Genomic DNA, 22,955 nt, shown 5'->3' with positions numbered 1-22,955 from the left:
GTCAGACCGCGCCTTCGATGGGCTCGGCGTTGAGCAGGCCCTCGGAGACCTCGCGCAGCGCGATGGACAGGGGCTTCTCCTGGGCGTGCGTCTCGACCAGCGGGCCGACGTACTCGAGCAGGCCCTCGCCGAGCTGCGAGTAGTAGGCGTTGATCTGGCGAGCGCGCTTGGCGCCCATGATCACCAGGGAGTACTTGCTGTCGACGATGTCGAGCAGCGCGTCGATCGGCGGGTTGGTGATGCCCTCGGCGACCGGAGCCGTGCCTGCCACGATTGTCAGACCTCTCGGTTGGTGGTTGTCGTGACCCCCAGAGGGTCGGTCATCAAATCTATCAGCCGATGGCACACGTCTTCGACATCCGTGTTCACCAGGGTGAGGTCGAACTCCTTCTCGGCCGCCATCTCGACCCGGCCGGCCTCCAGGCGGCGGGCGATGACGTCCTCGGGCTCGGTGCCGCGCCCGCGCAGCCGCTTCTCGAGCTCCTCCCAGCTGGGCGGGGCGAGGAACACCAGCAGCGCGTCCGGCATGCTCCGCCGCACCTGCCGGGCGCCCTCCAGGTCGATCTCCAGCAGGGTGGGGACGCCCGCGGCGAGCCTCTCCAGCACGGCCGCGCGCGGCGTGCCGTAGCGGTTGCCCGCGAACTCCGCCCACTCCAGCAGCTCGCCGGCCTCGACGAGCCGGTCGAACTCGGGACCGTCGACGAAGAAGTAGTGGACCCCGTGCACCTCGCCGGGCCGGGGCCTGCGGGTGGTCACCGAGACCGACAGCCACACCTCGGGGTGTGCCCGCCGGATCTCGGCGACGACCGTGGACTTGCCGACGCCCGACGGCCCTGACAGGACCGTCAGACGTCTGTCACCGGAGGGGAGGAAGTCGACCTTCGTCCCGGCGCGGACGGCCTCGTGGGCCCTTGCATCGCCGGACCATGACCTCTCGGTCACCTTCCTACCCCCCGTCGAACCTGCGCTTTCGTGTGGAACAGAGACTAGCTCTCGTTGCCACCGAACTCGCGCTCGAGGGAAGCCCTCTGGTTCGCGCCGAGACCCCGCACGCGGCGGGACTCGGCGATGGCGAGCCGCTCCATGAGCTGCTTGGCGCGGACCTTGCCCACGCCGGGGAGCGATTCCAACAGAGCCGAGACCTTCATCTTGCCGATGACGTCGTCGGTCTGCCCATCCTTGAGCACCTCAGCCAGAGAAACCGCGCCGTGCTTGAGCCGGTTCTTGACCTCGGCACGCTCTTTACGGGCCTTGGCAGCCTTCTCCAGGGCTGCGGCGCGCTGCTCAGGGGTCAGGGGAGGAAGAGCCACGCCGGGTCACCTCGAATTTCTTGTCGACGTACTCGGACGGGAAGGGAAACTAGCTGGTCATCGACCCCTAAGCAACGCCAAGGCCAGTTTCTCTCCTGACAAAGTCAACTTCGTCACTTTGTGTGTCCATGACGCTACGGTGTGCTGACGAAATCGCCTTCACTTCCCGCTTCTCCCGACGCTTGGGAGGTCCGGCAACAAAGGGGACGATGATCGCATTCTCGGCGATCCTGGCGTCCGAAACCCCACGTCGAACGGCGTCCCAAACCTGTCGCAGTCGCGGCGCCGTGAGGCTTGTGCCATGATTTGATCTTGTTCGTGGGGACGCTCCCCGGCCCGGGGACGACGGCTCCGCGCGGGCCCTGTCACGCCTTCGTGCGCGACGCGGGTCCGCGCGGGTGCGCGACGTCCGGCAGGCCGCATCTCGCGGCGCGGCCTGCCGCCGGCGGGGCGGCCACCGGGGCTCGCGAGCGGCGCGCGAACGCTCCCCGCGGGACACCGCCGTACGCCCCCTGGCGCCCTTGGGCTCGGCACCCCCTCGGGCGCGCCCAGGAGGGTCCTCGACGGCGCGGGAAGGCCTCCGGTGGCGCACCGGGCGGCCCGGAGGCACAGGCCCGCCCCGAACGGGCGCGGAGCTCGCGGAGGGAGACCCCGTGCGGTCGGGCCGCGAAAGTCGGGCCCACGAAGGTGAGCGCCCGTCCGGTCGGGCCCGCGAAAGTGGAGGCCCGCGAAAGTCGGGCCGCGAGAGTGAGAGCCCGTCCGGCCGGGCCCGCGAACGTGGGGGCCCGCGAGAATGGGGCCCGTGAAAGTCGGGCCCGCCGCGGTCAGGAGGGTGTGGTGCGGCGGAGGGCGGCGGCGATGGAGGCGGCGGCGGCGCCGGGGTCCGGGGCGGCCGTGATGGGGCGGCCGATCACCAGCAGGTCCGCGCCGTCCGCCAGCGCCTGCTCCGGCGTGGCGACCCGGGCCTGGTCCTGGACGTCCGCCCCCGCGGGCCGCACCCCCGGCGTGATGAGGGTGATGTCCGGCCCCACCTCCGCCCGGACGGCGGCGACCTCGTTGGGACTGCACACGAGGGCCGTGGCGCCCGCCTCGACCGACATGGCCGCGAGGCGGCGCACCGCGTCGTCCGCCGGGCCCTCCAAGCCGATGCGGGCCAGGTCGGCCTCGCTGAGCGAGGTGAGAACGGTCACGGAGGCGATCTGCGTGTGCGGGGCGGCCTCCACGGCCGCCTGGATCATCCTGGGGCCGCCCGCGGCGTGGACGGTCAGGATGGCCGGGCGCAGGCGGGAGACGGCCTTGGCGGCCCCGGCGACCGTGTTGGGGATGTCGTGCAGCTTCAGGTCGAGGAAGACGCGGACGCCGCTCGCCCCGCGCACGGACGCGATGACGTCCGGCCCGTAGCGCAGGTACAGCTCCAGGCCCACCTTGACGGTGCTGACATGCGGGGTCACCAGCCCGGCCCAGCGGGCGGCGGTCTCCAGGTCAGGGGCGTCGAGGGCGACGGCGATGGGTGCGGGCGTCACGGGGAGCTCTCCTCAGAGTCGACGGGCAGGTGCCGGGGGGCGCTCCCCGGCGGGCGGTGGGCCAGGCCGACGGCGTCGGCCAGCCGCTGGAAGCCGCGCGCCTGGAGCAGGTCCTCCAGCTCGCGCTCGATGCGCAGGCACGCGTACGGGTCGTGGAACAGCGCCGTGCCCACTCCGACGGCGCAGGCGCCCGCCAGGATGAGCTGGAAGGCGTCCTCGCCGCTCATGACGCCGCCGACGCCGATCAGCGGCACCCCGGGCAGCGCGGCGTGGACCTGCCACACGCACCGTACGGCCAGGGGCAGGATGGCGGGCCCCGACAGCCCTCCGGTCACGGCGGCCAGCGACGGCCGCAGCGCCATGGTGTCGATGGCCATGCCGAGCGGATTGTTGATCATGGACAGTGCGTCGGCCCCGGCGTCCACGCAGGCGCGGGCGACGGCCACGATGTCGGCCACGTCCGGGGCCAGCTTGGCCACCACCGGGACGTCGTAGCGCATGATGGAGCGCACCGAGGCGATCACCTCGGCCGCGGCGCCGCCCTCGCGGGCGAAGACCCGGCCGCGGTCCTCGATGTTGGGGCACGACAGGTTGACCTCCAGCGCGGTGACGCCGGGCGCGTCGGCGAGCCTGCGGGCCAGCTCGGAGTACTCGGCGACGGTGCCGCCGCCGATGGACACGATGGTCCTGATGCCGCGCTGGGCGAGCCAGGGCAGCTCGCGTTCGAGGAAGGCGTCGATGCCCGGCCCCTGGAGGCCGACGGCGTTGAGCATGCCGGAGGCGGTCTCGGCCATGCGCGGCGTGGGGCGGCCGGCGCGCGGCGCCATCGTGATGGAGCGGGTGGTCAGCGCGCCCAGCCGGTGCAGGTCGAAGAACTGGGCCAGCTCGCGGCCGGCGGCGGCGCAGCCGGCGGCCGTGGTGACGGGGTTGGCGAGCTCCACGTGCGCGAGGAACGTGCGCATGTCGACGGGCATGTCAGCTCACCCCGGCCCGCGGGTGCACGAGGCGTCAGACGGCATGACGCGTACCGCCTCCGGGCGCGCCCAGGGCGTCGAACGGGATCGTTCCGACGTCCTCGAACCGCACCCGCTCCCCCCGGAACACCGGCCCCTCGGCGCAGGCGCGGACCATCCGGGTCACCCCGTCGTCGCCGATGATCGGCAGCACGCAGGTCATGCAGACCCCGATCCCGCAGGCCATCGACTCCTCCACCGCCACCTGCACCGGGATGTCGAACTCCATCGCCACCGCCGTGACCGACCGCAGCGTGTCCATGGGGCCGCAGGCGTAGACGGCGTCGGCCCGGGTGTCGGCGATCACCGACGGCAGCGCGTCGGTGACCCTGCCGCGCAGCCCGAGCGAGCCGTCCTCGGTCGTGAGCGTGGTGGTGGCGGCCATGCGCCGGGCCCGCATGGCGCCGAACACGCGGTCGGCGCTCGCCCCGCCGAGCAGGAAGTCGACCCGGCAGCCGCGCTCCATGAGGGCGTCGGCCACCGGGAACAGCACCGCCGCGCCGTACTCGTCACCGACGAGCACGCAGTGCACCGGGTCGCGCGGCAGCGGGAACGGCCGCCCCAGCGGCCCGACGAGGTCGAGCGTGTCGCGGGCGCGCCGCTCGGCCAGCCAGGCCGTACCGGGGCCGCGCACGGTGAAGACGAGCTCCACCGTGCCGCCGTAATCGGGCTTGACGTCGTGGACGGTGAAGGCACGCCGGGTGATCATGGACGTGCGGGACCCGCCCACGGCGACGGACACGAAGTGGCCGGGCCGGTGACGCTCAGCGATGCCGGGCGCCACCACCGTCAGCGCATGGTAGGCGTCGACCCGGCGCGTCGTCAGCACCGTGCCCGTCACCTGCACCGGAGTGCCGGCCAGTCTCCTTCACCTCCCGTGGGGCGCCCCGGGGCCGTGCTAGCCCCGCAGCGCCTGCGCGTGCTCCTGGAGGGACCGTACGCCCACATCGCCCCGCACGATGGCCTGGATGCCCGCGGCGGCCGCCGCGAGTCCCGAGACCGTGGTGATGCACGGGACGCCGCGCAGCACCGCTGCGGTGCGGATGTCGTAGCCGTCGAGGCGCGGGCCGGACTGTCCCGGGCTGCCGAACGGCGTGTTGACGATCAGGTCGACCTCGCCGTCGAGGATGCACTGCACGATCGTCGGCTCACCTCCGGGCCCGGGCCCCTCGCTGTGCTTGCGCACGATCTTGGCATGGACGCCGTTGCGGCGCAGCACCTCGGCCGTGCCCTCGGTGGCGAGGATCTCGAAGCCGAGGTCGGCCAGCGCCCGCACCGGGAAGATCATCGCACGCTTGTCGCGGTTGGCCACGGACACGAACGCGCGTCCCTTGGTGGGCAGCTCGCCGTAGGCGCCGGCCTGGGACTTGGCGTAGGCGACGCCGAAGAACTCGTCGATGCCCATGACCTCGCCGGTGGAGCGCATCTCGGGCCCGAGCACGATGTCGACGCCGCGGAAGCGGTTGAAGGGCAGCACCGCCTCCTTGACCGCGATGGACGCCTCCATCGGCAGCGTGCCGCCGTCGCCGGTGGCGGGCAGCATGCCCTCCTCGCGTAGCGAGGCGACGGACGCGCCGAGCATCACCCGGGCCGCCGCCTTGGCCAGCGGCACCGCGGTCGCCTTGGACACGAACGGCACGGTACGGCTGGCCCGCGGGTTGGCCTCCAGGACGTACAGGACGCCGGCCGACATCGCGTACTGGACGTTGAGCAGGCCGCGCACGCCGACGCCGCGGGCGATGTCCTCGGTGGCGGAGCGGATGCGCTTGATGTCGTGGCTGCCGAGCGTGATGGGCGGCAGGGCGCACGCCGAGTCGCCGGAGTGGATGCCGGCCTCCTCGATGTGCTCCATGACGCCGCCGAGGTAGAGCTCCTCGCCGTCGTACAGCGCGTCCACGTCGATCTCGATGGCCTCGTCGAGGAACTTGTCGACCAGCACCGGGTGGCCGCCCTCCTGGGCCGCCATGTAGCCGCTCAGCGTCTCGTCGTCGTAGACGATGGCCATGCCGGCGCCGCCCAGCACGTACGAGGGCCGCACGAGCACGGGGTAGCCGATCTCGGCGGCCACGGCCAGCGCCCCGGCGACGGTGGTGGCGGTGCCGTGCTTGGGCGCGGGCAGCCCGGCCTCGGCCAGCACGCGGCCGAACGCGCCCCGCTCCTCGGCCAGGTGGATCGACTCGGGCGTGGTGCCGACGACGGGCACGCCCGCGTCCTTGAGCGCCTGGGCCAGGCCGAGCGGCGTCTGCCCGCCGAGCTGCACGATGACGCCCACGACGGGGCCGGTCTGCTGCTCGGCGTGGACGACCTCCAGGACGTCCTCCAGGGTGAGCGGCTCGAAGTAGAGCCGGTCGGAGGTGTCGTAGTCGGTCGAGACGGTCTCGGGGTTGCAGTTGACCATGACGGTCTCGAACCCGGCCCGCGACAGCTCGAAGGAGGCGTGCACGCACGCGTAGTCGAACTCGATGCCCTGCCCGATGCGGTTGGGGCCGGAGCCGAGGATGATGACCTTCTCCCGCTCGCCGGGCGGGACCTCGCTCTCCTCGTCGTAGGTGGAGTAGAGGTACGGGGTCTTGGCGGCGAACTCGGCGGCGCACGTGTCGACCGTGTTGTAGACCGGCCGGACGCCGAGGGCGTGGCGCAGGTCGCGCACGCGGGCCTCGCCGACGCCGCGGATCTCGCCGATCTGCGCGTCGCTGAAGCCGTGGCGCTTGGCCCGCTCCAGCACGCCGGGGGTCAGCTCGGGAGCCTCGCCCAGCGCGGCGGCCTCCTCGTGCAGCAGGAAGAGCTGGTCGATGAACCACGGGTCGACGTTGGTCGCCGCGTAGAGCTCCTCGGCGGTGGCGCCGGCCCGGATGGCCTGCTGCATGGTGCGCAGCCGGCCGTCGTGCGGGACGCGGCACTCGGCCAGCAGCTCCTCCTTGGGCGCCACCTCGTCGCCGGGCGCCCAGGAGAACGACGATCCGGACTTCTCCAGCGACCGCAGCGCCTTCTGCAGCGCCTCGGGGAAGGAGCGGCCGATGGCCATGGCCTCGCCCACCGACTTCATGTGGGTGGTCAGGGTCCGGTCGGCGCCGCGGAACTTCTCGAAGGCGAAGCGCGGCACCTTGACCACGATGTAGTCGAGGGTCGGCTCGAAGGAGGCCGGGGTCTCGCGGGTGATGTCGTTGGGGATCTCGTCGAGCGTGTAGCCGATGGCCAGCTTGGCGGCGATCTTCGCGATGGGGAAGCCGGTCGCCTTGGAGGCCAGCGCGGAGGAGCGCGACACGCGCGGGTTCATCTCGATGACGATCATGCGGCCGGTGCTCGGGTCCACCGCGAACTGGATGTTGCAGCCACCGGTGTCGACGCCGACCTCGCGGATGACCGCGATGGCCACGTCGCGCATGTTCTGGTACTCGCGGTCGGTCAAAGTCAGCGCGGGCGCGACGGTGACGCTGTCGCCGGTGTGGACGCCCATCGGGTCGATGTTCTCGATGGAGCACACGATGACGACGTTGTCGGCCTTGTCGCGCATGACCTCCAGCTCGTACTCCTTCCAGCCGAGGATGGACTCCTCCAGGAGCACCTCGGTGGTCGGCGACGCGTCGAGGCCGGCGCCGGCGATGCGCCGCAGGTCGCTCTCGTCGTAGGCGAAGCCGGAGCCGACGCCGCCCATGGTGAACGACGGCCGCACCACCAGCGGGTAGCCCAGCTCGCCCACGGCGGCCAGGCACTCGTCCATGGTGTGGCAGATGACCGAGCGGGCCGACTCGGCGTTGAGGCCGTGCTCGCGGGCGACCTTGGCGACGATCTCCTTGAACCGCTCGCGGTTCTCGCCGGCCTGGATGGCGTCGAAGTCAGCGCCGATCAGCTCGACCTCGTAGCGCTCCAGCACGCCCGACTCGTGCAGCGCGACCGCGGTGTTGAGCGCGGTCTGGCCGCCCAGCGTCGGCAGCAGCGCGTCGGGCCGCTCCTTGGCGATGATCTTCTCGACGTACTCGGGAGTGATCGGCTCGACGTAGGTGGCGTCGGCGAACTCCGGGTCCGTCATGATCGTGGCGGGGTTGCTGTTGACCAGGATCACCCGGAAGCCCTCGGCCCGCAGCACGCGGCAGGCCTGGGTGCCGGAATAGTCGAACTCGCACGCCTGCCCGATGACGATCGGCCCGGAGCCGATCACCAGGACCGACCTGATGTCCTCACGCTTGGGCACGGTTCATGACCTCGCAGAACTCGTCGAAGAGATAGGCGGCGTCGTGGGGGCCGGCCGCGGCCTCCGGGTGGTACTGGACGCTGAAGGCGCGGCCGTCGAGCAGCCGCAGGCCCTCGACGCAGCGGTCGTTCAGATTGACGTGGCTGACCTCGGCCCGGCCGAACGGGGTGTCGAAGGGCCCGTCGAGCGGCGCGTCCACGGCGAACCCGTGGTTGTGCGCGGAGATCTCCACCTTGCCCGTGCGGACGTCCTGGACGGGCTGGTTGACCCCGCGGTGGCCGTAACGCAGCTTGTACGTGGACAGGCCCAGGGCCCGGCCGAACAGCTGGTTGCCGAAGCAGATGCCGAAGAACGGGGTGCCGCTCGACAGGACCTCGCGCAGCGGCTCGACGTCGGCCGTGGCCGGGTCGCCGGGGCCGTTGGAGAAGAACACGCCGTCCGGCCGCAGGCCGAGGATCTGCTCGGCGGTGGCGGTGGCGGGCAGCACGTGCACCTCGCAGCCGCGCTCGGCCATGCGGTGCGGGGTCATGCCCTTGATGCCGAGGTCCACGGCCGCGACCGTGTACCGCTTGGCGCCGACGGCCGGCACCACGTACGGCTCGGCGGTGGCCACCTCGGCGGCCAGGTCGGCGCCCTCCATGGCGGGCGCCGAGCGCACGCGCTCGACCAGCGCCTCCACCGGCTCGGCCGGCGCGGTGAAGATGCCGGCGCGCATGGCGCCGCGCTCGCGCAGGTGGCGGGTCAGGGCGCGGGTGCCGGTGATGGCGATGCCGACGACGCCCTGCTCCTTGAGGTAGTCGTCGAGCGAGCGGTTGGCCCGCCAGCTGGAGACGACGCGGGACGGCTCGCGCACGACGTAGCCGGCCACCCAGACGCGACCCGACTCGGGGTCCTCGTCGTTGACGCCGGTGTTGCCGATGTGCGGGGCCGTCATGGCGACGATCTGCCGATGGTAGGACGGGTCGGTCAGGGTCTCCTGGTAGCCGGTCATGCCGGTGTTGAAGACCATCTCGCCGAACGTCTCGCCCTCGGCGCCGTAGGGGGTCCCGTGGAAGACGCGGCCGTCTTCCAGTACGAGCACCGCTTGTGTCACGTCAACTTCCCTTCGAGGACGGTGGGCGTACCGCGCAGGAACGTCGCCACCACGCGGCCGGGCAGCGTCATGCCCTCGTACGGTGTGTTCCTGCTCTTGGAGGCGTAGGCCGCCGGGTCGACCGGGGTGCGGGCGGACGGGTCGTAGAGGGTGATGTTGGCCGGGGCGCCCGCCGCCAGGGGACGGCCGTGGCCGGGCAGGCGGCCGATCCGCGCCGGGGCGGCCGACATGCGGTCCGCGACGCCGGCCCAGTCGAGCAGCCCGGTGTCGACCATGGCCTCCTGGACCACGCTGAGCGCCGTCTCCAGGCCGATCATGCCCATGGCCGCGGCCGACCACTCGGTCTCCTTGTCCTCGACCGGGTGGGGGGCGTGGTCGGTGGCGACGACGTCGATCGTGCCGTCGGCCAGCGCGGCCCGCAGCGCCTCCACGTCGGCGCGGGTGCGCAGCGGCGGGTTGACCTTGTAGATGGGGTTGTAGGCGCCCACCGGGGAGTCCTCGACCAGGTCGTCGGTGAGGAGCAGGTGGTGCGGGGTCACCTCGGCCGTGACGTTCCAGCCCTTGGACTTGGCCCAGCGGATGATCTCGACCGAGCCGGCGGTGGAGACGTGGCACACGTGCAGGCGGGAGCCGACGTGCGCGGCCAGCAGGCAGTCGCGGGCGATGACCGCCTCCTCCGCGACCGCGGGCCAGCCGGTCAGGCCGAGCCGGCCGGAGACGACGCCCTCGTTCATCTGGGCGCCCTCGGTCAGCCGCGGCTCCTGGGCGTGCTGGGCGACGACGCCGTCGAACGCCTTGACGTACTCCAGGGCGCGCCGCATGAGCACGGCGTCGCTGACGCACTTGCCGTCGTCGGAGAAGACGCGGACCTGGGCCGCGGAGTCGGCCATCGCGCCGAGCTCGGCGAGCTGCCGGCCCTCCAGGCCGACGGTGACGGCGCCGACCGGCTGCACGTCGCAGTGGCCGTGCTCGCGGCCGAGCCGCCACACCTGCTCGACCACGCCGGCGGTGTCGGCGACGGGCGAGGTGTTGGCCATGGCGTGGACGGCGGTGTAGCCGCCGCGGGCGGCGGCCTGGGTGCCGGTCAGGACCGTCTCGGCGTCCTCCCGGCCGGGCTCGCGCAGGTGGGTGTGCAGGTCCACCAGGCCGGGCAGGGCGATCGCGCCGCCGCCGTCGACGACCTCGGCACCGGCGCCGCCGGTCAGGCCGGGGCCGATCTCGGCGATGAGGCCGTCCTCGACGCGGATGTCCACGGGCTCTCCGCCGAGAACCCGCACATTTTTTATGATCACGCTACGGTCTCTCCCCCGAGCAGCAGGTACAGGACGGCCATGCGGATGGTCACACCGTTGGCGACCTGCTCGACGATGGTCGAGCGCGGGGAGTCGGCCACCTCGGCGGCGATCTCCATGCCCCGGTTCATCGGGCCGGGGTGCATCACGATGGCGTCGTCGGGCATCTTGGCGAACCGGTCGCGGTCCAGACCGTAGCGGCGGGAGTACTCGCGCTCGCTCGGGAAGTAGGCGGCGTTCATCCGCTCCTTCTGCACGCGCAGCATCATCACCGCGTCGGACTTCGGCAGCACCGCGTCGAGGTCGTAGGAGACCTCGCACGGCCAGGTGCCGACCGAGACCGGCAGCAGCGTGGGCGGCGCGACCAGCGTGACGTCGGCGCCGAGCGTGGCCAGCAGCAGCACGTTGGAGCGGGCGACCCGGCTGTGCAGGACGTCGCCGACGATCGTGATGCGGCGCCCGTCGAGGCCGCCCAGGCGGCGGCGCATCGAGAACGCGTCGAGCAGCGCCTGCGTGGGGTGCTCGTGGGTGCCGTCGCCGGCGTTGACGACGCTGCCGCGCACCCAGGTGGCCAGCCGGTGCGGCGCGCCCGAGGAGCCGTGCCGGATGACGACCGCGTCGGCGCCCATGGCCTCCAGGGTGAGCGCGGTGTCCTTGAGCGACTCGCCCTTGGAGACGCTGGACCCCTTGGCCGAGAAGTTGATCACGTCGGCCGACAGGCGCTTGGCCGCGGCCTCGAACGAGATGCGCGTACGGGTGGAGTCCTCGAAGAACAGGTTGACCACCGTGCGGCCGCGCAGCGTGGGCAGCTTCTTGATGGAACGTTCCGAGACCCTCGCCAGCTCCTCGGCGGTGTCGAGGATGAGCAGCGCGTCGTCCTTGGTGAGGTCGCCGGCGGAGATGAGGTGGCGGTTCACTTGGCGTCCTCCTTGATGAGCAGCACGGCCTCGCGCCCGTCGATCTCCTCCAGGTAGACCTTGACCTTCTCGCTCTTCGCGGTCGGCAGGTTCTTGCCGACGTAGTCGGCGCGGATCGGCAGCTCCCGGTGTCCCCGGTCGACCAGCGTGGCGAGCTGCACCGAGGTCGGCCGGCCGAGGTCGTTGAGCGCGTCGAGGGCGGCGCGCACGGTGCGGCCGGAGTAGAGGACGTCGTCGACCAGCACGACGGTCTTGCCGTCGACGCCGTCGGGGGGCAGCTCGGTGTGGCCGAGCGGGCGGGCGGGCTTGAGCCGCAGGTCGTCGCGGTACATCGTGATGTCGATCGAGCCGACGGGGATCTTGACCCCTTCGAACTGCTCGATGCGGTCGCCGAGCCGGCGGGCCAGGGTGGCGCCGCGGGTCGGGATGCCGAGGAGGACGACTTCGCCGGCGCCCTTGGTGCGCTCGAGGATCTCGTGCGCGATGCGGGTCAGCGCCCGATGGATGTCCGGGCCCTCGAGGACGGCCCTGGATTCGGACATGGGAGATTCACCACCTTTCCCGCCTCACGGGACGGGTCTTAAAGGGTGTTGGTCGCACCCACAGTACCAGGGGCTACCAGCCACAACGGGGGGACCCCGCCCGCGTGACACGCGCTCCTCGGGGGATAGACAGACAATGACGTTCCATGTCGATTCCGAGGTGGGCAGGCTCCGTCAGGTCCTGCTGCACAAGCCGGACCTGGCCCTCAAGCGGCTCACGCCCACCAACAAGGACGATTTCCTGTTCGACGACGTCCTGTGGGTGCAGCGGGCGATGGAGGAGCACGAGGAGTTCCAGCGGGCGCTGCGCAGCCGCGGCGTCGAGGTGCACATCCTGGCCGACCTGCTGCGGGAGACCGTCGAGATCCCCGAGGCGCGCAAGCACATCCTCGACGCGATCGTGGACGAGCGGTTCATGGGCCCGCTGGCGGTGGACGACGTGCGCAACACGCTCGACGCGATGGACTCCGAGACCCTGCAGACGTACCTGACGGGCGGCATCACCAAGCGGGAGCTGGCGGAGCTGGACTGCGACCCCAAGTCGGTGGCCTACCACGCGCTCCCCGACGACGGCTTCGTCCTGCCCCCGCTGCCCAACCACCTGTTCACCCGCGACACCTCCTGCTGGGTGTACGACGGCGTCTCCATCAACGCGATGCGCAAGAAGGCCCGCATGCGCGAGACCGTGAACATGGAGGCCGTCTACCAGTTCCATCCCACGTTCGCCGACGGTTTCGGCAAGCCGCAGAAGGGCGGCTTCCACGTCTGGCTGCCCGGCCACGCGATCGCGCCGGCCACGCTGGAGGGCGGGGACGTGCTCGTCATCGGCCGCGGCGCCGTGCTCGTCGGGATGAGCGAGCGCACCCGGCCGCAGGCCGTCGAGATGTTCGCGCAGCGGCTGTTCCAGGCCGGGTCGGTGCGCACGATCGTGGCGCTGGACATGCCGAAGGCGCGCGCCTTCATGCACCTCGACACCGTCATGACCATGGTGGACGTGGGCGTGTTCACCAAGTACGCCGGGCTCGGCATGCTGCCGTCGTACACGATCGAGCCGGGCGACACCGAGAAGGAGCTGAAGGTCACCGACCATCCGCCCGAGGACATGCACCGCGCCATCGGCCGCGCGCTCGGCCTCGACGACATCGAGGTGCTCACGCCCACGCAGGACGTCTACGCCGCCGAGCGCGAGCAGTGGGACGACGGCTGCAACGCGCTGGCCGTCGAGCCCGGCGTGGTCATCGCCTACGAGCGCAACACCACGACCAACAACTTCCTGCGCGACAACGGCATCGAGGTCATCACGATCCCCGGCAGCGAGCTCGGCCGGGGCCGCGGCGGCCCCCGCTGCATGAGCTGCCCGATCGAGCGCGACGGCATCTGAGCGGGACTGCTTCTTCGAGCGGGACTGCGTCTTCGGTGGGATGAGGAGGGACCGTATGCGGGTCATCGTCGCGCTGGGCGGCAACGCGGTGCTCCAGCGGCAGCAGCAGCCGGACGCGCACACGCAGGTCGCCAACGTGGCCTCGTCCGTGCGGACGCTGGCCAAGCTGGCCGAGCGGCACGAGCTGGTCATCACGCACGGGAACGGCCCCCAGATCGGCCTGCTCGCCCTGGAGAGCGCCGCCGACCACCACCTGACCAGGCCGTACCCCTTCGACGCGCTCGGCGCGCAGACCCAGGGCATGATCGGCTACTGGATGCTGCAGGCCCTGCAGAACGCGCTGCCCGGCCGCCAGGTCCTCGCCATGGTCACGCAGACGCTGGTGTCGGCGGTCGACCCGGCCTTCGACGACCCGACCAAGTTCGTCGGCCAGGTCTACGACCGCGAGGAGGCGGGGAAGCTGGCCGCCGAGTACGGCTGGACCGTCAAGCAGGACGGCGACTACTGGCGGCGCGTCGTCCCCTCCCCCGCGCCGCAGCGGGTCGTGGAGACCCGGCTCATCCGCCGGCTGCTGCGCGAGGAGGTCGTCGTGATCTGCGCGGGCGGCGGCGGCGTGCCGGTCATCCGCGACGAGCACGGCCGGCTGTCGGGCGTCGAGGCCGTCATCGACAAGGACGCGACCGCCTCGATGCTCGCCGAGGCGCTCGAGTGCGACGCGTTCCTCATCCTCACCGACGTGCCGCGCGTCATGCGCGGCTTCGGCACCCCCGGGCAGAGCGAGATCGGCCACACCACCCCCCACGAGCTGCGCGCCCTGGACTTCCCGGCCGGCTCCATGGGGCCGAAGGTCGAGGCCGTGTGCCGGTTCGTCGAGACGACGGGCGACATGGCCGCCATCGGCCGGCTCGACCAGGCGGAGCAGATCCTGGAGGGCTCCGCGGGCACCATCGTCACGCCCAACGCCCGCTGGCCCCTGACGAGCACGCTCTAGGCGCGGCTCCAGGCCCGGCTCTAGGTCCGAAGGAGGTTCCCGGTGACACTGGCCCAACGGCTCTTCCGCACCAAGCCGACCGCGCAGATCGTCGCGGAGGGCGGCCGGGGCGAGGGCGGCGAGTTGCGCCGCACCATGTCCCTGTGGCAGCTCACGCTCTTCAGCGTCGGCGCCACGCTCGGCACGGGCATCTTCGTCATCCTCGGCCAGGCCGTGCCCAAGGCCGGTCCGGCGGTGGTGCTGTCCTTCCTGCTCGCCGCCATCACCGCCCTGTTCTCGGCGCTGTCGTACGCCGAACTCGCCGGCACCATCCCGGTGTCCGGCTCGTCCTACTCCTACGCGTACGCGACGCTGGGCGAGCTGATCGCCTGGGTGTGCGGCTGGTGCCTCATGCTGGAGTACGCCGTCTCGGTGGCGGCGGTGGCCGTCGGCTGGGGGCAGTACCTCAACTCGTTCCTGCACGGCCTGTTCGGGTGGCAGCTGCCCGCCGAGATCATCGGCTCGCCCGGCCAGGACGGCGGCGTCATCAACCTGCCGGCCATCCTCATCGTCGTGCTCGCCACCTGGGTGCTGCTGTACGGGGCCTCCGAGAGCGCCACGGCCAACGCCGTGTTCGTCATCATCAAGATCGTCGTGCTGGCGTTCTTCTGCGTGGTGGCGTTCTCGGCGTTCGAGGCGCGCAACTTCACGCCGTTCGCGCCGCTGGGCGTGGCCGGCATCACCGCCGCCGCCTCGCAGGTGTTCTTCTCCTACATCGGCTTCGACGCCGCCTCCACGGCCGGCGAGGAGGCCAAGAACCCCAGGCGTGACCTGCCGCTGGCGATCATCCTGTCGCTGGTCATCGTGACGGTCCTGTACGTGCTCGTCGCCGCCGCCGCGGTCGGGGCCATGCCGTGGACCCAGTTCAACCCGGAGAGCACCGAGGCGAGCCTGGCGCAGGTGGCCGACCTCGCCACCGGCTCCACCTGGGCCGGGATCATCATCTCCTTCGGCGCGGTCATCGCCATCGCCAGCGTCGTGCTGACCGTCATCTACGGCCAGACCCGCATCCTGTTCGCCATGTCCCGTGACGGGCTCATCCCCCACGTGTTCCAGAAGGTCAACCCGCGCCACCAGGTGCCGGTCGCCAACACGCTGATCGTCGCGGCGTTCATCTCGGTGCTCGCCGGGTTCGTCCCGCTCGGGCAGCTCGCGGAGGCCACCAGCATCGGCACGCTGTTCGCGTTCCTCATCGTGAACGTGGGCGTCCTCGTCCTCCGCTACCGCAGCCCCGAGCTGCCCCGCAGCTTCCGCACGCCGCTCTTCCCGGTCACGCCGGTGCTCGGAGCGATCTTCTGTGCCATCGTGATGGCCGGGCTCGCGGGCGTCACGTGGATCGCGTTCGGGCTGTGGATGCTGGCTGGCCTGGCCGGATACTTCCTGTACGGCTTCCGCAAGTCGCGGCTGAACGCCGAGGTGGTCTGATGCGGTTCGACAACATTCTCGCCGGAGCCATTCCCGAGCCGAGGGGCCGCGACGGGATCGTGCTGGCCGCGCTCCTGGCCAAGCAGGCCGGGGGGCGCCTCACGGTGGCGACCGTGCAGCCGCCGGCCTGGACCACGCCCGGACCGGCGCGGGCGGAGGAGACCGCCTGGCGCGCCTACCTGGAGGAGCAGGCCGAGAGCACGCTCACCCAGGCCCGGCAGATCGTGGGCGACGACGCCGACTACGTGATCCACATGCACAAGGGCAGCGGGCGCGGGCTGGTGGAGCTGGCCCGCAGGCGCGGGGCGGACGTCGTCGTGATCGGCTCGGCGCCGGGCGGCGGCAAGGGCCGCATCGAGATCGGCAGCACCGCCGACCAGCTGCTGCACTCCTCCTCGGTGCCGGTGCTGCTGGCCCCGCGCGGCTTCGCGGACGAGCCGCCGGGCGCCTTCGAGCGCATCACGGTCGCCTACCGGCGCGGCCCGTCCGCCGACGCGGCGGTCGTCTCGGCCGCCCAGGCGGCGGCCGCCCTGGAGGTGCCGCTGCGGCTGGTGACGCTGGTCGTCAGCAGCGGCAGGCGGGTCGAGGTCGAGGAGCGGATGCTCGAACGGCTGCGCGACCAGACGGCGGCCGACCTCAAGGCGGCGGCCCGGGGGCACCGGCGGCGGCTGGAGGTGGAGGTCGAGGTGCTGGAGGGGCGGAACGTGGGCCAGGCGCTCGCCACCGCGTCCTGGGTGAGCGGGGAGCTGCTCCTGTGCGCGTCGAGCACGGGTGGGCCGCTGCGCCGCGTCTTCCTCGGTGACACCTCCGTCAAGATTGTCCGGGCGGCCACGTGCCCTGTGATGATCCTCACTCGGCAGCCGTGAAACGGAAATCTCGTACTCGACAAATCGTGACGAAGTACCGTTATTGCCGGGACAACTGGGGCTAATGTGGCGTAGCCTCCCGGATCGGATTCGGCATCTTTTTTCCAATCAGCTTGACCTTAGGCGTCCTCCCCTTTACCGTCACTGTGCGTAACCACACCTCGCGGCGTTTTGGGGGTAAACCCAAGGCCATGGCTACCGATGGTGCCGTATTCGGCACCAGACCCCCGGTGGCTTCGGCGTTCACCGCGAGGGAGCACAATCTACTGATAGCGATACATACGAGAGCCGGGGGGCCACACGATGCCGTCTGAGTACGCGAAGTCGCTGGGTGCACGACTGCGCGCCATCCGCACCCAGCAGGGTCTGTCCCTGCACGGGGTCGAGGAGAAGTCGCGTGGCAGGTGGAAGGCCGTGGTCGTGGGCTCGTACGAGCGTGGCGACCGCGCGGTCACGGTGCAGAAGCTTGCCGAGCTTGCCGACTTCTACGGGGTGCCCGTCTCCGAGCTCCTGCCGGGCGGTGCCGCGCCCAGCCCGCTCGGGCCGACCCCGAAGCTTGTGATCGACCTGGAGCGGCTGGCCACGCTGCCCAAGGAGAAGGCCGGAGCGCTCGCCCGCTACGCCGCCACCATCCAGAGCCAGCGTGGCGACTACAACGGCAAGGTGCTGTCGATCCGCCAGGAGGATCTGCGCTCCCTGGCCGTGATCTATGACAAGTCGCCCAGCGAGCTGACGGAGGAGCTCATCAGCTGGGGTGTCCTCGACGCGGAGGCGCGCCGGGCGGTCGAGTCGTTCTGACCCCGCCGGACCCGGGCCCGGCCCCACCGGCACCTGGCCCCACCGGCTCCCGCTCGGTCGGCTCCCGTTCCGGGGGCGATGTTCTCACCTGAGGGGCGCGCACCGCACTGCGCGCCCCTCAGGCGTGTCCGGCCCCAGTTCTGACGTACGGCTGCGTGCGCTTCGGGGCCGCCTGCGCTTCGCGGGCCGCCTGCGCTTCGGGGCCGCGGGCAGTTCCGGGCGTGCACTGGACAGGGCCGCGCGCTCAGGCGTGCGCTGGGGAGGCCGCGTGAGCGGGGAGGCCGCGTGCGGGCTGCTTGGGCTTCCGGCATGCGCGTGCGGGCGGGTGCGCTTCGGGGCGGGCGGGTGGGGCCGCAGGCGCTTGTGGGCGGGCACCGGGAGGCCGCGTGCGGGTGGGGCCGCTGCGCTTCGAGGGGGGCGGTGCGGGGGCCGTGTGCCGGCTCGGGCGAGGGGGACCCGCCGTGACGCTTCTCGTTCGCAGCGCTCCGGCAAGCTGGACGCCGACTCCGACGCGGGCGTGGGCAGGAATCGTCCGCCGCGCGTGAGGGGCCCCCGGAGGTGACCGGGCGAGGCGACGCGTGCCGCGAGGGCTCGCCGTCTGACCGGGATGCTGCGCGCGTCCGGTCGAAAGGGGCGCTAGAAGAGGGTCGGGCCCTGGGGTGGTGGGGTGCGGCGGCGGGTCACCCGGCCAAAGGAACGTCGACGGGCAACTGGGGTTGGGTAGGGACCCCCAGGATCTCCTCCACTCGCGTCACAAAGGTGTCGGCCTCGGACAGCAGCTCGTCGGCGTCGGCCGCGGAGACGCCGCGGACCATGCCCGCCTCGGCGGCGGCGCGCTTGGCGGCGCTCACCTCGAAGTAGGCGGCCCACTCGGCGAGCTCGGGCTCCGCCTCGGGCAGCAGCTCCCACGCGCTGCGCAGGCGGCGCCTGCGGCCCTCCATCGGCCGGGGCCGGGCGGCCAGGATCGCGGCGGCCGCTCGGAGCGCCGCCAGGTGTGCTGCCACATATCGGGATGCCGGGGTGCGCGCGACCGTCGCCTCCGCCAGGCAGGAACGGGAATCCGTCAGGTGCGCCCGAACGGCGGGCGACAGCCTGGGACCCTGCGGGTCTCTTGACCGTGGTGCCATGTGCACGCCTCCTTGGGGTCGTGGGCGGCTGCCGGCGTCACCACCGGTGAAGCCAGAATCGCAGGCGCCACCGACAATTCCGCCGGGCGGGCCGGACGAGAAGCTTCCCCTCTCCCCGTCCGGCCAGGACGTGCCCCGACTCGTCTCCGCCGACGACGAGGACACGCCCTTCGCCCGTGGAGCCTGACCGCGGGTCCCGCTTGGGGGAAGCGTGGCCCGCGACCAGGTCCTTCGACGTGAGCCGCGAGCCTCACGCCACTACGTCGAACATAATTTCGATCACGCTCGGTGTCAACCCGTTTCAGAACACAGGTTCGATCGGCATGTCGGATAGGGACTCTCGACGCACCCCTCGCGCGGCGTCAGGGGGTGACCGACAGCGCTCCCGACGGGCACAGGGTCACCGCGCGCCTGACCGCCTCCTCCAGCTCCTCGGGGGGCGCCGTCTCCAGGAGGACCACCGTGCCGTCCTCGTCGCTCTGGTCGAAGACCTGGGGCACCGTGAGCGCGCACATGCCCGCCCCGATGCACACGGTCGTGTCTGCCTTGATCTCCATGATGATCTCCCTACCACGTGACGGGGAGGCGGTGCACCCCGTAGATGCTCATGTCCGTCCGCATCGGCACCTCCTCCGGCGGCACGGCCAGGCGCAGCCCGGGGAAGCGGCGCAGCAGCGCCCGGTAGCCGATGCGCATCTCGATCCGGGCGAGCTGCTGCCCGAGGCACTGGTGGATGCCGTGCCCGAAGGTCAGGTGGCCGCCGGCGGGCCGAGTCACGTCGAGCGTATCCCCGCCGGGGAAGCGGGCGGAGTCGCGGTTGGCGACCGGCAGGGACAGGGCGACCGACTGGCCCTTCGCGATGGCGACGCCCTCGACCTCGACGTCCTCCAGCGCGGTGCGGATCGGGCCGATGTGGATGATCGTGAGGTAGCGCAGCAGCTCCTCGACGCCGTTGTCCACCACGGAGGGGTCGTCGCGCATGGCGGCGAGCTGGTCCGGGTTGCGCAGCAGCGCGTACGTGCCGAGCCCGAGCATGTTGGCGGTCGTCTCGTGCCCCGCCACGAGCAGCAGGAACGCGACGCCGGTCAGCTCGTCGTCGGCCAGCTCCCCGCCCTGGGCGAGGCCGCTGATCAGGTCGTCGCGCGGCTCGGCGCGCCTGCGCCGGATGAGCTCGCCGAGGTAGGAGGTCATGCTGGTCATGGCGTCCATGACCTCCGCCGCCCCGCTCTCCAGGGCGAGCAGCGCCTTCGAGTCGCGCTGGAAGCGCTCCCTATCCTCGTACGGCACGCCGAGCAGCTCGCAGATCACCAGCGACGGGATGGGCAGGGCGAACTGCTCGACCAGGTCGGCGGGCTTGCCCGCGGCCTCCATGGCGTCGAGGCGGGCGTGGGTGATCTCCTCGATGCGGGGTTCGAGCTGCTTCATCCGGCGGACGGTGAACTGGCCGGTGAGCAGCTTGCGGTAGCGGGTGTGCTCGGGCGCGTCCATGCGCAGGAAGAACCCGGGCGGCACGAAGGCCTTCTCCCGCAGTTCCTTGGCGACGGCCGCGCGGGCCGGGATGGTGGGGTGGATGTGCTCGGGCCGGTTGCTGAAGCGGGGGTCGGCGAGGACGGCGCGCACAGCGGTGTAGCCCGTGGCCAGCCAGCCCTCGTGGCCGTCGGCGAACGTCAGCCGGTGGAGAGGCGCCTCCCCGCCCAGCTCGGTGAGGCGGTCGGGAGGGTCGAAGGGGCGTTCGCGGTCGGTGGACATGGTCAGCTCGGACATCTGTGGTCTCCTTCCGGGTCACCTTCCACAAAACATCAGCGAATGCAAACTTTCAACGGATGAAAAACTAAAATGCGTGCAGTACAGTTCCGCCATGGCGGGAATCCGGGAGCGCAAGAAGCAGCGCACGCGCCGGGCGCTGATCGAGGCCGCGCTCCGGCTGTTCGCCGAGAAGGGCTACGAGGAGACCACGCTCGCGGAGATCGCGGCGGAGGCCGACGTGTCGACGCGCACGTTCTTCAGCTACTTCGCGAGCAAGGAGGACGTGATCTTCCATGACATGGAGAGCCGCATGGAGCGCACGGCCGCGCTCGTGCGGGACCGGGCGCCGGACGAGCCGCTGCCTGACCTGCTGACGCGGATCGCGCGGGACGCGCTGGCCCACGCCGCCGGGGACGAGAACTACGCCGTGGAGGAGATGCCGCTGCGGATCCGGCTCATGATGACGGTCCCGGCCCTCCAGGCGCGCGCCCTCCACCTGCTCTACACCAGCCAGCTCCGGCTGGCGCGGGCGCTCCACGAGTCCTACCGCGGGCGGCTGAGCCCGGTGGAGGCCGCCGCGGCGGTGGGCGCGTTCGCGGGCGCGGCCAAGCTGGCGGTCATGGCCAGCGTCGAGCGGGGCGAGTCCATGGACCAGGCGCTGGACGCGGCCCTGGTCGCCACCGAGATCACCCTCCGCGGCCTGCGCTCGCTGGGCTGACACCCGCCCGCGGCCGCACCGTGACACCCGTTCGGCCGCCGAGTCCTAGGGCCCCCGCCAGGCGGCTTGGAGGCGGATGCCGCCGGCTTGACAATTCCTTTCCTAACGAAGTTAATTTGGCTCATGCTCGCACCGCTCACCACCCCAGCGTCGGCCACCGTGTTCACCATGGTCCTCACGCAGGGGCCGGTGTCCCGTGTGGAGATCGCCCGGCGGACCGGCCTGTCGTCCGCCGCGGTCACCAAGGCGGCCCGCCCGTTCATCGAGGCGGGCTACCTGGAGGAGCTCCAGGCGACCGAGCGGCCCGGCCCCGGCGCGGGGCGGCCGGCGAGCCCGCTGGCCATCAGGCCCGACCGGCAGTTCTTCGCCGGGGTGAAGATCACCGACGACGAGCTCATCGGCGTGGTCACCGACCTGCGCGCCCAGGTCATGGAGTCGGCCCGCCGGCCCCTGCGCACGGCGTCCGCCGAGGAGGTGGTGGCCGAGATCGCCGCGCTGGTGTCCGAGCTGCTCGACGTCCGCCCCGCCTACCGGGAGCGGTGCCACAGGCTCGGCCTGGCCGTGTCCGGCGACGTCGACAAGGCCCACGGCGTGGTGCGCTACTCGCCGTTCCTCACCTGGCGCCAGGTGCCGCTGGCCCGGATGGCCGCCGAGGCCACCGGCCTGACAGTGACCGTCGAGAACGACGTCAAGTCGCTCACCGTGGCCGAGCAGTGGTTCGGCGAGGGCCTCGGGGCGTCGTCGTTCGCGCTGGTCACGGTGGGGGCCGGCATAGGGTGCGGACTGGTGGTCAACGACCGCGTGGTGGCCGGGTCGCACGGCGTCGCGGGTGAGATCGGCCACGTGCCGGTCGGCGGTGACGAGCCCGCGTGCCACTGCGGCGGGCGGGGCTGCGTCGAAGCCATCGCCGGGACCGCGCCCATCCTGGCGGCCGTCAGATCCGCGACCGGCGACGCCGCGCTCACCGTCGACGGCGCGATCGAGCTGGCCCACGCCGGCGACCCCGCGGCGCGCGAGGTGTTCGCCCGCGCCGGGCACGCCATCGGCCTGGCCGTGGCCGCCATGGCCAACCTCGTCGGCCCCGAGCGGATCATCGTGACCGGCGACGTGCAGGGGCTGGCGGCCTACGACCTGTTCGAGGAGCAGATCCGGCGGGGCTTCACCGGCCAGGCGTTCGGCGCCGCCGCCGAGTGCCGGCTCGTCCTGCGGCCCCGCCCGTTCGAGCAGTGGGCCCGCGGCGCGGCCGCCGTCGCCATCCAGTCCCTGTTCACCCTCCAGGGCCAGCCGTGACGCAGGACCCACCGTGACACAGGACCGACCGGGACGCAGGGCCAGCCGTGACACAGGACCCACCGGGACGCAGGAGGAGCCGTGACGCAGGAGCGACCGACGCGGGAGCGGCCGTGAGCCTGGCCCCCGGCATCTGGCAGCCCCACGACGAGGCGTTCGCGCCGATCCGCGAGGAGCGCGTGCCGACCGGCCTGACCGCCGCCGGCGGCGCCGGGATCGTGCTGGACGCCATGGCCGCCGCCTCGCTCTCGTGGACCGTCGTCCCGGGACCGCCGGGCGTGGCCGAGATCACGGTCGTGCCCGACCGGCCGGCGCCCGTACGGGTCGGCTGGCGGTTGCCGTGCGTGGACGTGACCGCGTTCTGGGCGGCCGACGGGGGTGAGCACCGGGGGCTGCCGCCGTTCTGGCGCCGGCCGCGCACCGCCGCGCTGGAGCGGAACGCGCCCGTCGGCTGCCTCGTCGGCGCCGGCGACGTGTCGGTGTGCACGTACGCGGCGGGCGAGGTCGTCAAGCCGGTGCGCACGCGCACCGGGGTCGTGGAGGAGACCGGGGAGTTCGGGTTCTGGGTCGAGCACGACGCCTCGCCGGACGCGGGCGTGGTGCTGCGGCTGGACGTCAGCGGGCGGCACTTCGCCCGCACGCTCGCGGACGTCGCCGCCTGGTGGGGCACCGGCCGCGCCGTGCCCGTGCCC

21 protein-coding genes and 1 pseudogene are annotated in these 22,955 nt (G+C 72.1%); 8 read left to right on the top strand and 14 right to left on the bottom strand.

Features of this window, described 5'->3' with window-relative positions; genetic code table 11:
* Position 1 precedes the first annotated feature (1 nt).
* From rpoZ to pyrR, 11 genes are all read right to left on the bottom strand, one after another.
* The gene (gene rpoZ, locus ABZS51_RS28560) at positions 2–271 is read right to left on the bottom strand and encodes a DNA-directed RNA polymerase subunit omega (RefSeq protein WP_310714360.1); all 270 of its coding nucleotides are present in this window, start codon (positions 269–271) and stop codon (positions 2–4) included.
* A gap of 5 nt (positions 272–276) precedes the next feature.
* A complete protein-coding gene (gene gmk, locus ABZS51_RS28555) occupies positions 277–849 on the bottom strand; it encodes a guanylate kinase (protein ID WP_310714420.1) in 573 nt (190 codons plus the stop codon).
* Positions 850–986: 137 nt separating this feature from the next.
* Positions 987–1,310, bottom strand: a complete 324-nt coding sequence (gene mihF / locus ABZS51_RS28550; RefSeq protein ID WP_020541698.1) for an integration host factor, actinobacterial type — start codon at positions 1,308–1,310, stop codon at positions 987–989.
* Positions 1,311–2,134: 824 nt separating this feature from the next.
* On the bottom strand, positions 2,135–2,833 hold the full coding sequence (gene pyrF, locus ABZS51_RS28545; RefSeq protein WP_355447153.1) for an orotidine-5'-phosphate decarboxylase: 699 nt from the start codon (positions 2,831–2,833) through the stop codon (positions 2,135–2,137).
* Positions 2,830–3,807 (bottom strand): dihydroorotate dehydrogenase, encoded by a 978-nt coding sequence (locus ABZS51_RS28540; protein WP_355447150.1) that lies wholly within the window; start codon positions 3,805–3,807, stop codon positions 2,830–2,832. Before ABZS51_RS28540 ends, pyrF begins: the two co-directional genes overlap by 4 nt.
* 34 nt (positions 3,808–3,841) lie before the next feature.
* Positions 3,842–4,693, bottom strand: a complete 852-nt coding sequence (locus ABZS51_RS28535; RefSeq protein WP_310714350.1) for a dihydroorotate dehydrogenase electron transfer subunit — start codon at positions 4,691–4,693, stop codon at positions 3,842–3,844.
* A 51-nt stretch (positions 4,694–4,744) separates the two neighbouring features.
* Entirely contained in the window at positions 4,745–8,038 is a 3,294-nt protein-coding gene (gene carB, locus ABZS51_RS28530) for a carbamoyl-phosphate synthase large subunit (protein WP_355447146.1), read from the bottom strand.
* Positions 8,025–9,131: a glutamine-hydrolyzing carbamoyl-phosphate synthase small subunit gene (gene carA / locus ABZS51_RS28525; protein ID WP_310714345.1), complete on the bottom strand. Its 1,107-nt coding sequence runs from the start codon at positions 9,129–9,131 to the stop codon at positions 8,025–8,027. The genes carB and carA overlap by 14 nt, the downstream gene beginning before the upstream one ends.
* The gene (locus ABZS51_RS28520) at positions 9,128–10,408 is read right to left on the bottom strand and encodes a dihydroorotase (RefSeq protein WP_355447142.1); all 1,281 of its coding nucleotides are present in this window, start codon (positions 10,406–10,408) and stop codon (positions 9,128–9,130) included. The genes carA and ABZS51_RS28520 overlap by 4 nt, the downstream gene beginning before the upstream one ends.
* Positions 10,409–10,419: 11 nt before the next feature.
* A complete protein-coding gene (locus ABZS51_RS28515; RefSeq protein WP_310714342.1) occupies positions 10,420–11,340 on the bottom strand; it encodes an aspartate carbamoyltransferase catalytic subunit in 921 nt (306 codons plus the stop codon).
* The gene (pyrR, locus tag ABZS51_RS28510; RefSeq protein WP_310714340.1) at positions 11,337–11,882 is read right to left on the bottom strand and encodes a bifunctional pyr operon transcriptional regulator/uracil phosphoribosyltransferase PyrR; all 546 of its coding nucleotides are present in this window, start codon (positions 11,880–11,882) and stop codon (positions 11,337–11,339) included. The genes ABZS51_RS28515 and pyrR overlap by 4 nt, the downstream gene beginning before the upstream one ends.
* Before the next feature lie 136 nt (positions 11,883–12,018).
* On the opposite strand from pyrR, the gene ABZS51_RS28505 reads away from it, so the two are divergent.
* The 5 genes from ABZS51_RS28505 to ABZS51_RS28485 all read left to right on the top strand — a co-directional run bounded on the left by ABZS51_RS28505 (position 12,019) and on the right by ABZS51_RS28485 (position 17,382).
* Entirely contained in the window at positions 12,019–13,263 is a 1,245-nt protein-coding gene (locus ABZS51_RS28505) for an arginine deiminase (RefSeq protein ID WP_355447138.1), read from the top strand.
* Between the two features lie 55 nt (positions 13,264–13,318).
* Positions 13,319–14,254, top strand: coding sequence for a carbamate kinase (gene arcC, locus ABZS51_RS28500; protein ID WP_355447135.1), 936 nt, complete (start codon positions 13,319–13,321; stop codon positions 14,252–14,254).
* A gap of 42 nt (positions 14,255–14,296) precedes the next feature.
* The gene (locus ABZS51_RS28495) at positions 14,297–15,718 is read left to right on the top strand and encodes an amino acid permease (RefSeq protein ID WP_355447132.1); all 1,422 of its coding nucleotides are present in this window, start codon (positions 14,297–14,299) and stop codon (positions 15,716–15,718) included.
* Entirely contained in the window at positions 15,718–16,584 is an 867-nt protein-coding gene (locus tag ABZS51_RS28490; protein ID WP_355447129.1) for a universal stress protein, read from the top strand. The genes ABZS51_RS28495 and ABZS51_RS28490 overlap by 1 nt, the downstream gene beginning before the upstream one ends.
* Before the next feature lie 303 nt (positions 16,585–16,887).
* On the top strand, positions 16,888–17,382 hold the full coding sequence (locus ABZS51_RS28485; protein WP_026214021.1) for a transcriptional regulator: 495 nt from the start codon (positions 16,888–16,890) through the stop codon (positions 17,380–17,382).
* Between the two features lie 680 nt (positions 17,383–18,062).
* On the opposite strand, the gene ABZS51_RS28480 is transcribed toward ABZS51_RS28485, so the two are convergent.
* The 3 genes from ABZS51_RS28480 to ABZS51_RS28470 form a co-directional block, all read right to left on the bottom strand.
* Positions 18,063–18,509 (bottom strand): SAV_6107 family HEPN domain-containing protein, encoded by a 447-nt coding sequence (locus tag ABZS51_RS28480; protein WP_355447126.1) that lies wholly within the window; start codon positions 18,507–18,509, stop codon positions 18,063–18,065.
* Positions 18,510–18,871: 362 nt separating this feature from the next.
* Positions 18,872–19,066, bottom strand: coding sequence for a ferredoxin (locus tag ABZS51_RS28475; RefSeq protein WP_310714316.1), 195 nt, complete (start codon positions 19,064–19,066; stop codon positions 18,872–18,874).
* 10 nt (positions 19,067–19,076) lie between these two features.
* Positions 19,077–20,273, bottom strand: coding sequence for a cytochrome P450 (locus ABZS51_RS28470; RefSeq protein ID WP_355447123.1), 1,197 nt, complete (start codon positions 20,271–20,273; stop codon positions 19,077–19,079).
* 94 nt (positions 20,274–20,367) lie between these two features.
* Between ABZS51_RS28470 and ABZS51_RS28465 the strand changes: the two genes are divergently transcribed.
* The 3 genes and pseudogenes from ABZS51_RS28465 to ABZS51_RS28455 all read left to right on the top strand — a co-directional run.
* Entirely contained in the window at positions 20,368–20,973 is a 606-nt protein-coding gene (locus ABZS51_RS28465) for a helix-turn-helix domain-containing protein (RefSeq protein WP_310714311.1), read from the top strand.
* Between the two features lie 123 nt (positions 20,974–21,096).
* Positions 21,097–22,263: an ROK family transcriptional regulator gene (locus ABZS51_RS28460; protein WP_355447120.1), complete on the top strand. Its 1,167-nt coding sequence runs from the start codon at positions 21,097–21,099 to the stop codon at positions 22,261–22,263.
* Positions 22,264–22,376: 113 nt separating this feature from the next.
* A pseudogene (locus tag ABZS51_RS28455) lies at positions 22,377–22,955 on the top strand (hypothetical protein); the annotation flags it as partial.

Origin of the sequence: Nonomuraea sp. NPDC005501, from assembly GCF_040605905.1 — a bacterium.
GTDB lineage: Bacteria > Actinomycetota > Actinomycetes > Streptosporangiales > Streptosporangiaceae > Nonomuraea.
This window is presented reverse-complemented; position numbering and strand designations above follow the sequence as displayed.

Excerpts from the sequence above, each read along its gene's own strand:
- ABZS51_RS28540 (WP_355447150.1), bottom strand. The coding sequence starts at position 3,807 with ATGCCCGTCGACATGCGCACGTTCCTCGCGCACGTGGAGCTCGCCAAC.
- pyrR (WP_310714340.1), bottom strand. The coding sequence starts at position 11,882 with ATGTCCGAATCCAGGGCCGTCCTCGAGGGCCCGGACATCCATCGGGCG.
- ABZS51_RS28505 (WP_355447138.1), top strand. The coding sequence starts at position 12,019 with ATGACGTTCCATGTCGATTCCGAGGTGGGCAGGCTCCGTCAGGTCCTG.
- arcC (WP_355447135.1), top strand. The coding sequence starts at position 13,319 with ATGCGGGTCATCGTCGCGCTGGGCGGCAACGCGGTGCTCCAGCGGCAG.
- ABZS51_RS28490 (WP_355447129.1), top strand. The coding sequence starts at position 15,718 with ATGCGGTTCGACAACATTCTCGCCGGAGCCATTCCCGAGCCGAGGGGC.
- ABZS51_RS28485 (WP_026214021.1), top strand. The coding sequence starts at position 16,888 with ATGCCGTCTGAGTACGCGAAGTCGCTGGGTGCACGACTGCGCGCCATC.
- ABZS51_RS28480 (WP_355447126.1), bottom strand. The coding sequence starts at position 18,509 with ATGGCACCACGGTCAAGAGACCCGCAGGGTCCCAGGCTGTCGCCCGCC.
- ABZS51_RS28475 (WP_310714316.1), bottom strand. The coding sequence starts at position 19,066 with ATGGAGATCAAGGCAGACACGACCGTGTGCATCGGGGCGGGCATGTGC.
- ABZS51_RS28470 (WP_355447123.1), bottom strand. The coding sequence starts at position 20,273 with ATGTCCGAGCTGACCATGTCCACCGACCGCGAACGCCCCTTCGACCCT.
- ABZS51_RS28465 (WP_310714311.1), top strand. The coding sequence starts at position 20,368 with ATGGCGGGAATCCGGGAGCGCAAGAAGCAGCGCACGCGCCGGGCGCTG.
- ABZS51_RS28460 (WP_355447120.1), top strand. The coding sequence starts at position 21,097 with ATGCTCGCACCGCTCACCACCCCAGCGTCGGCCACCGTGTTCACCATG.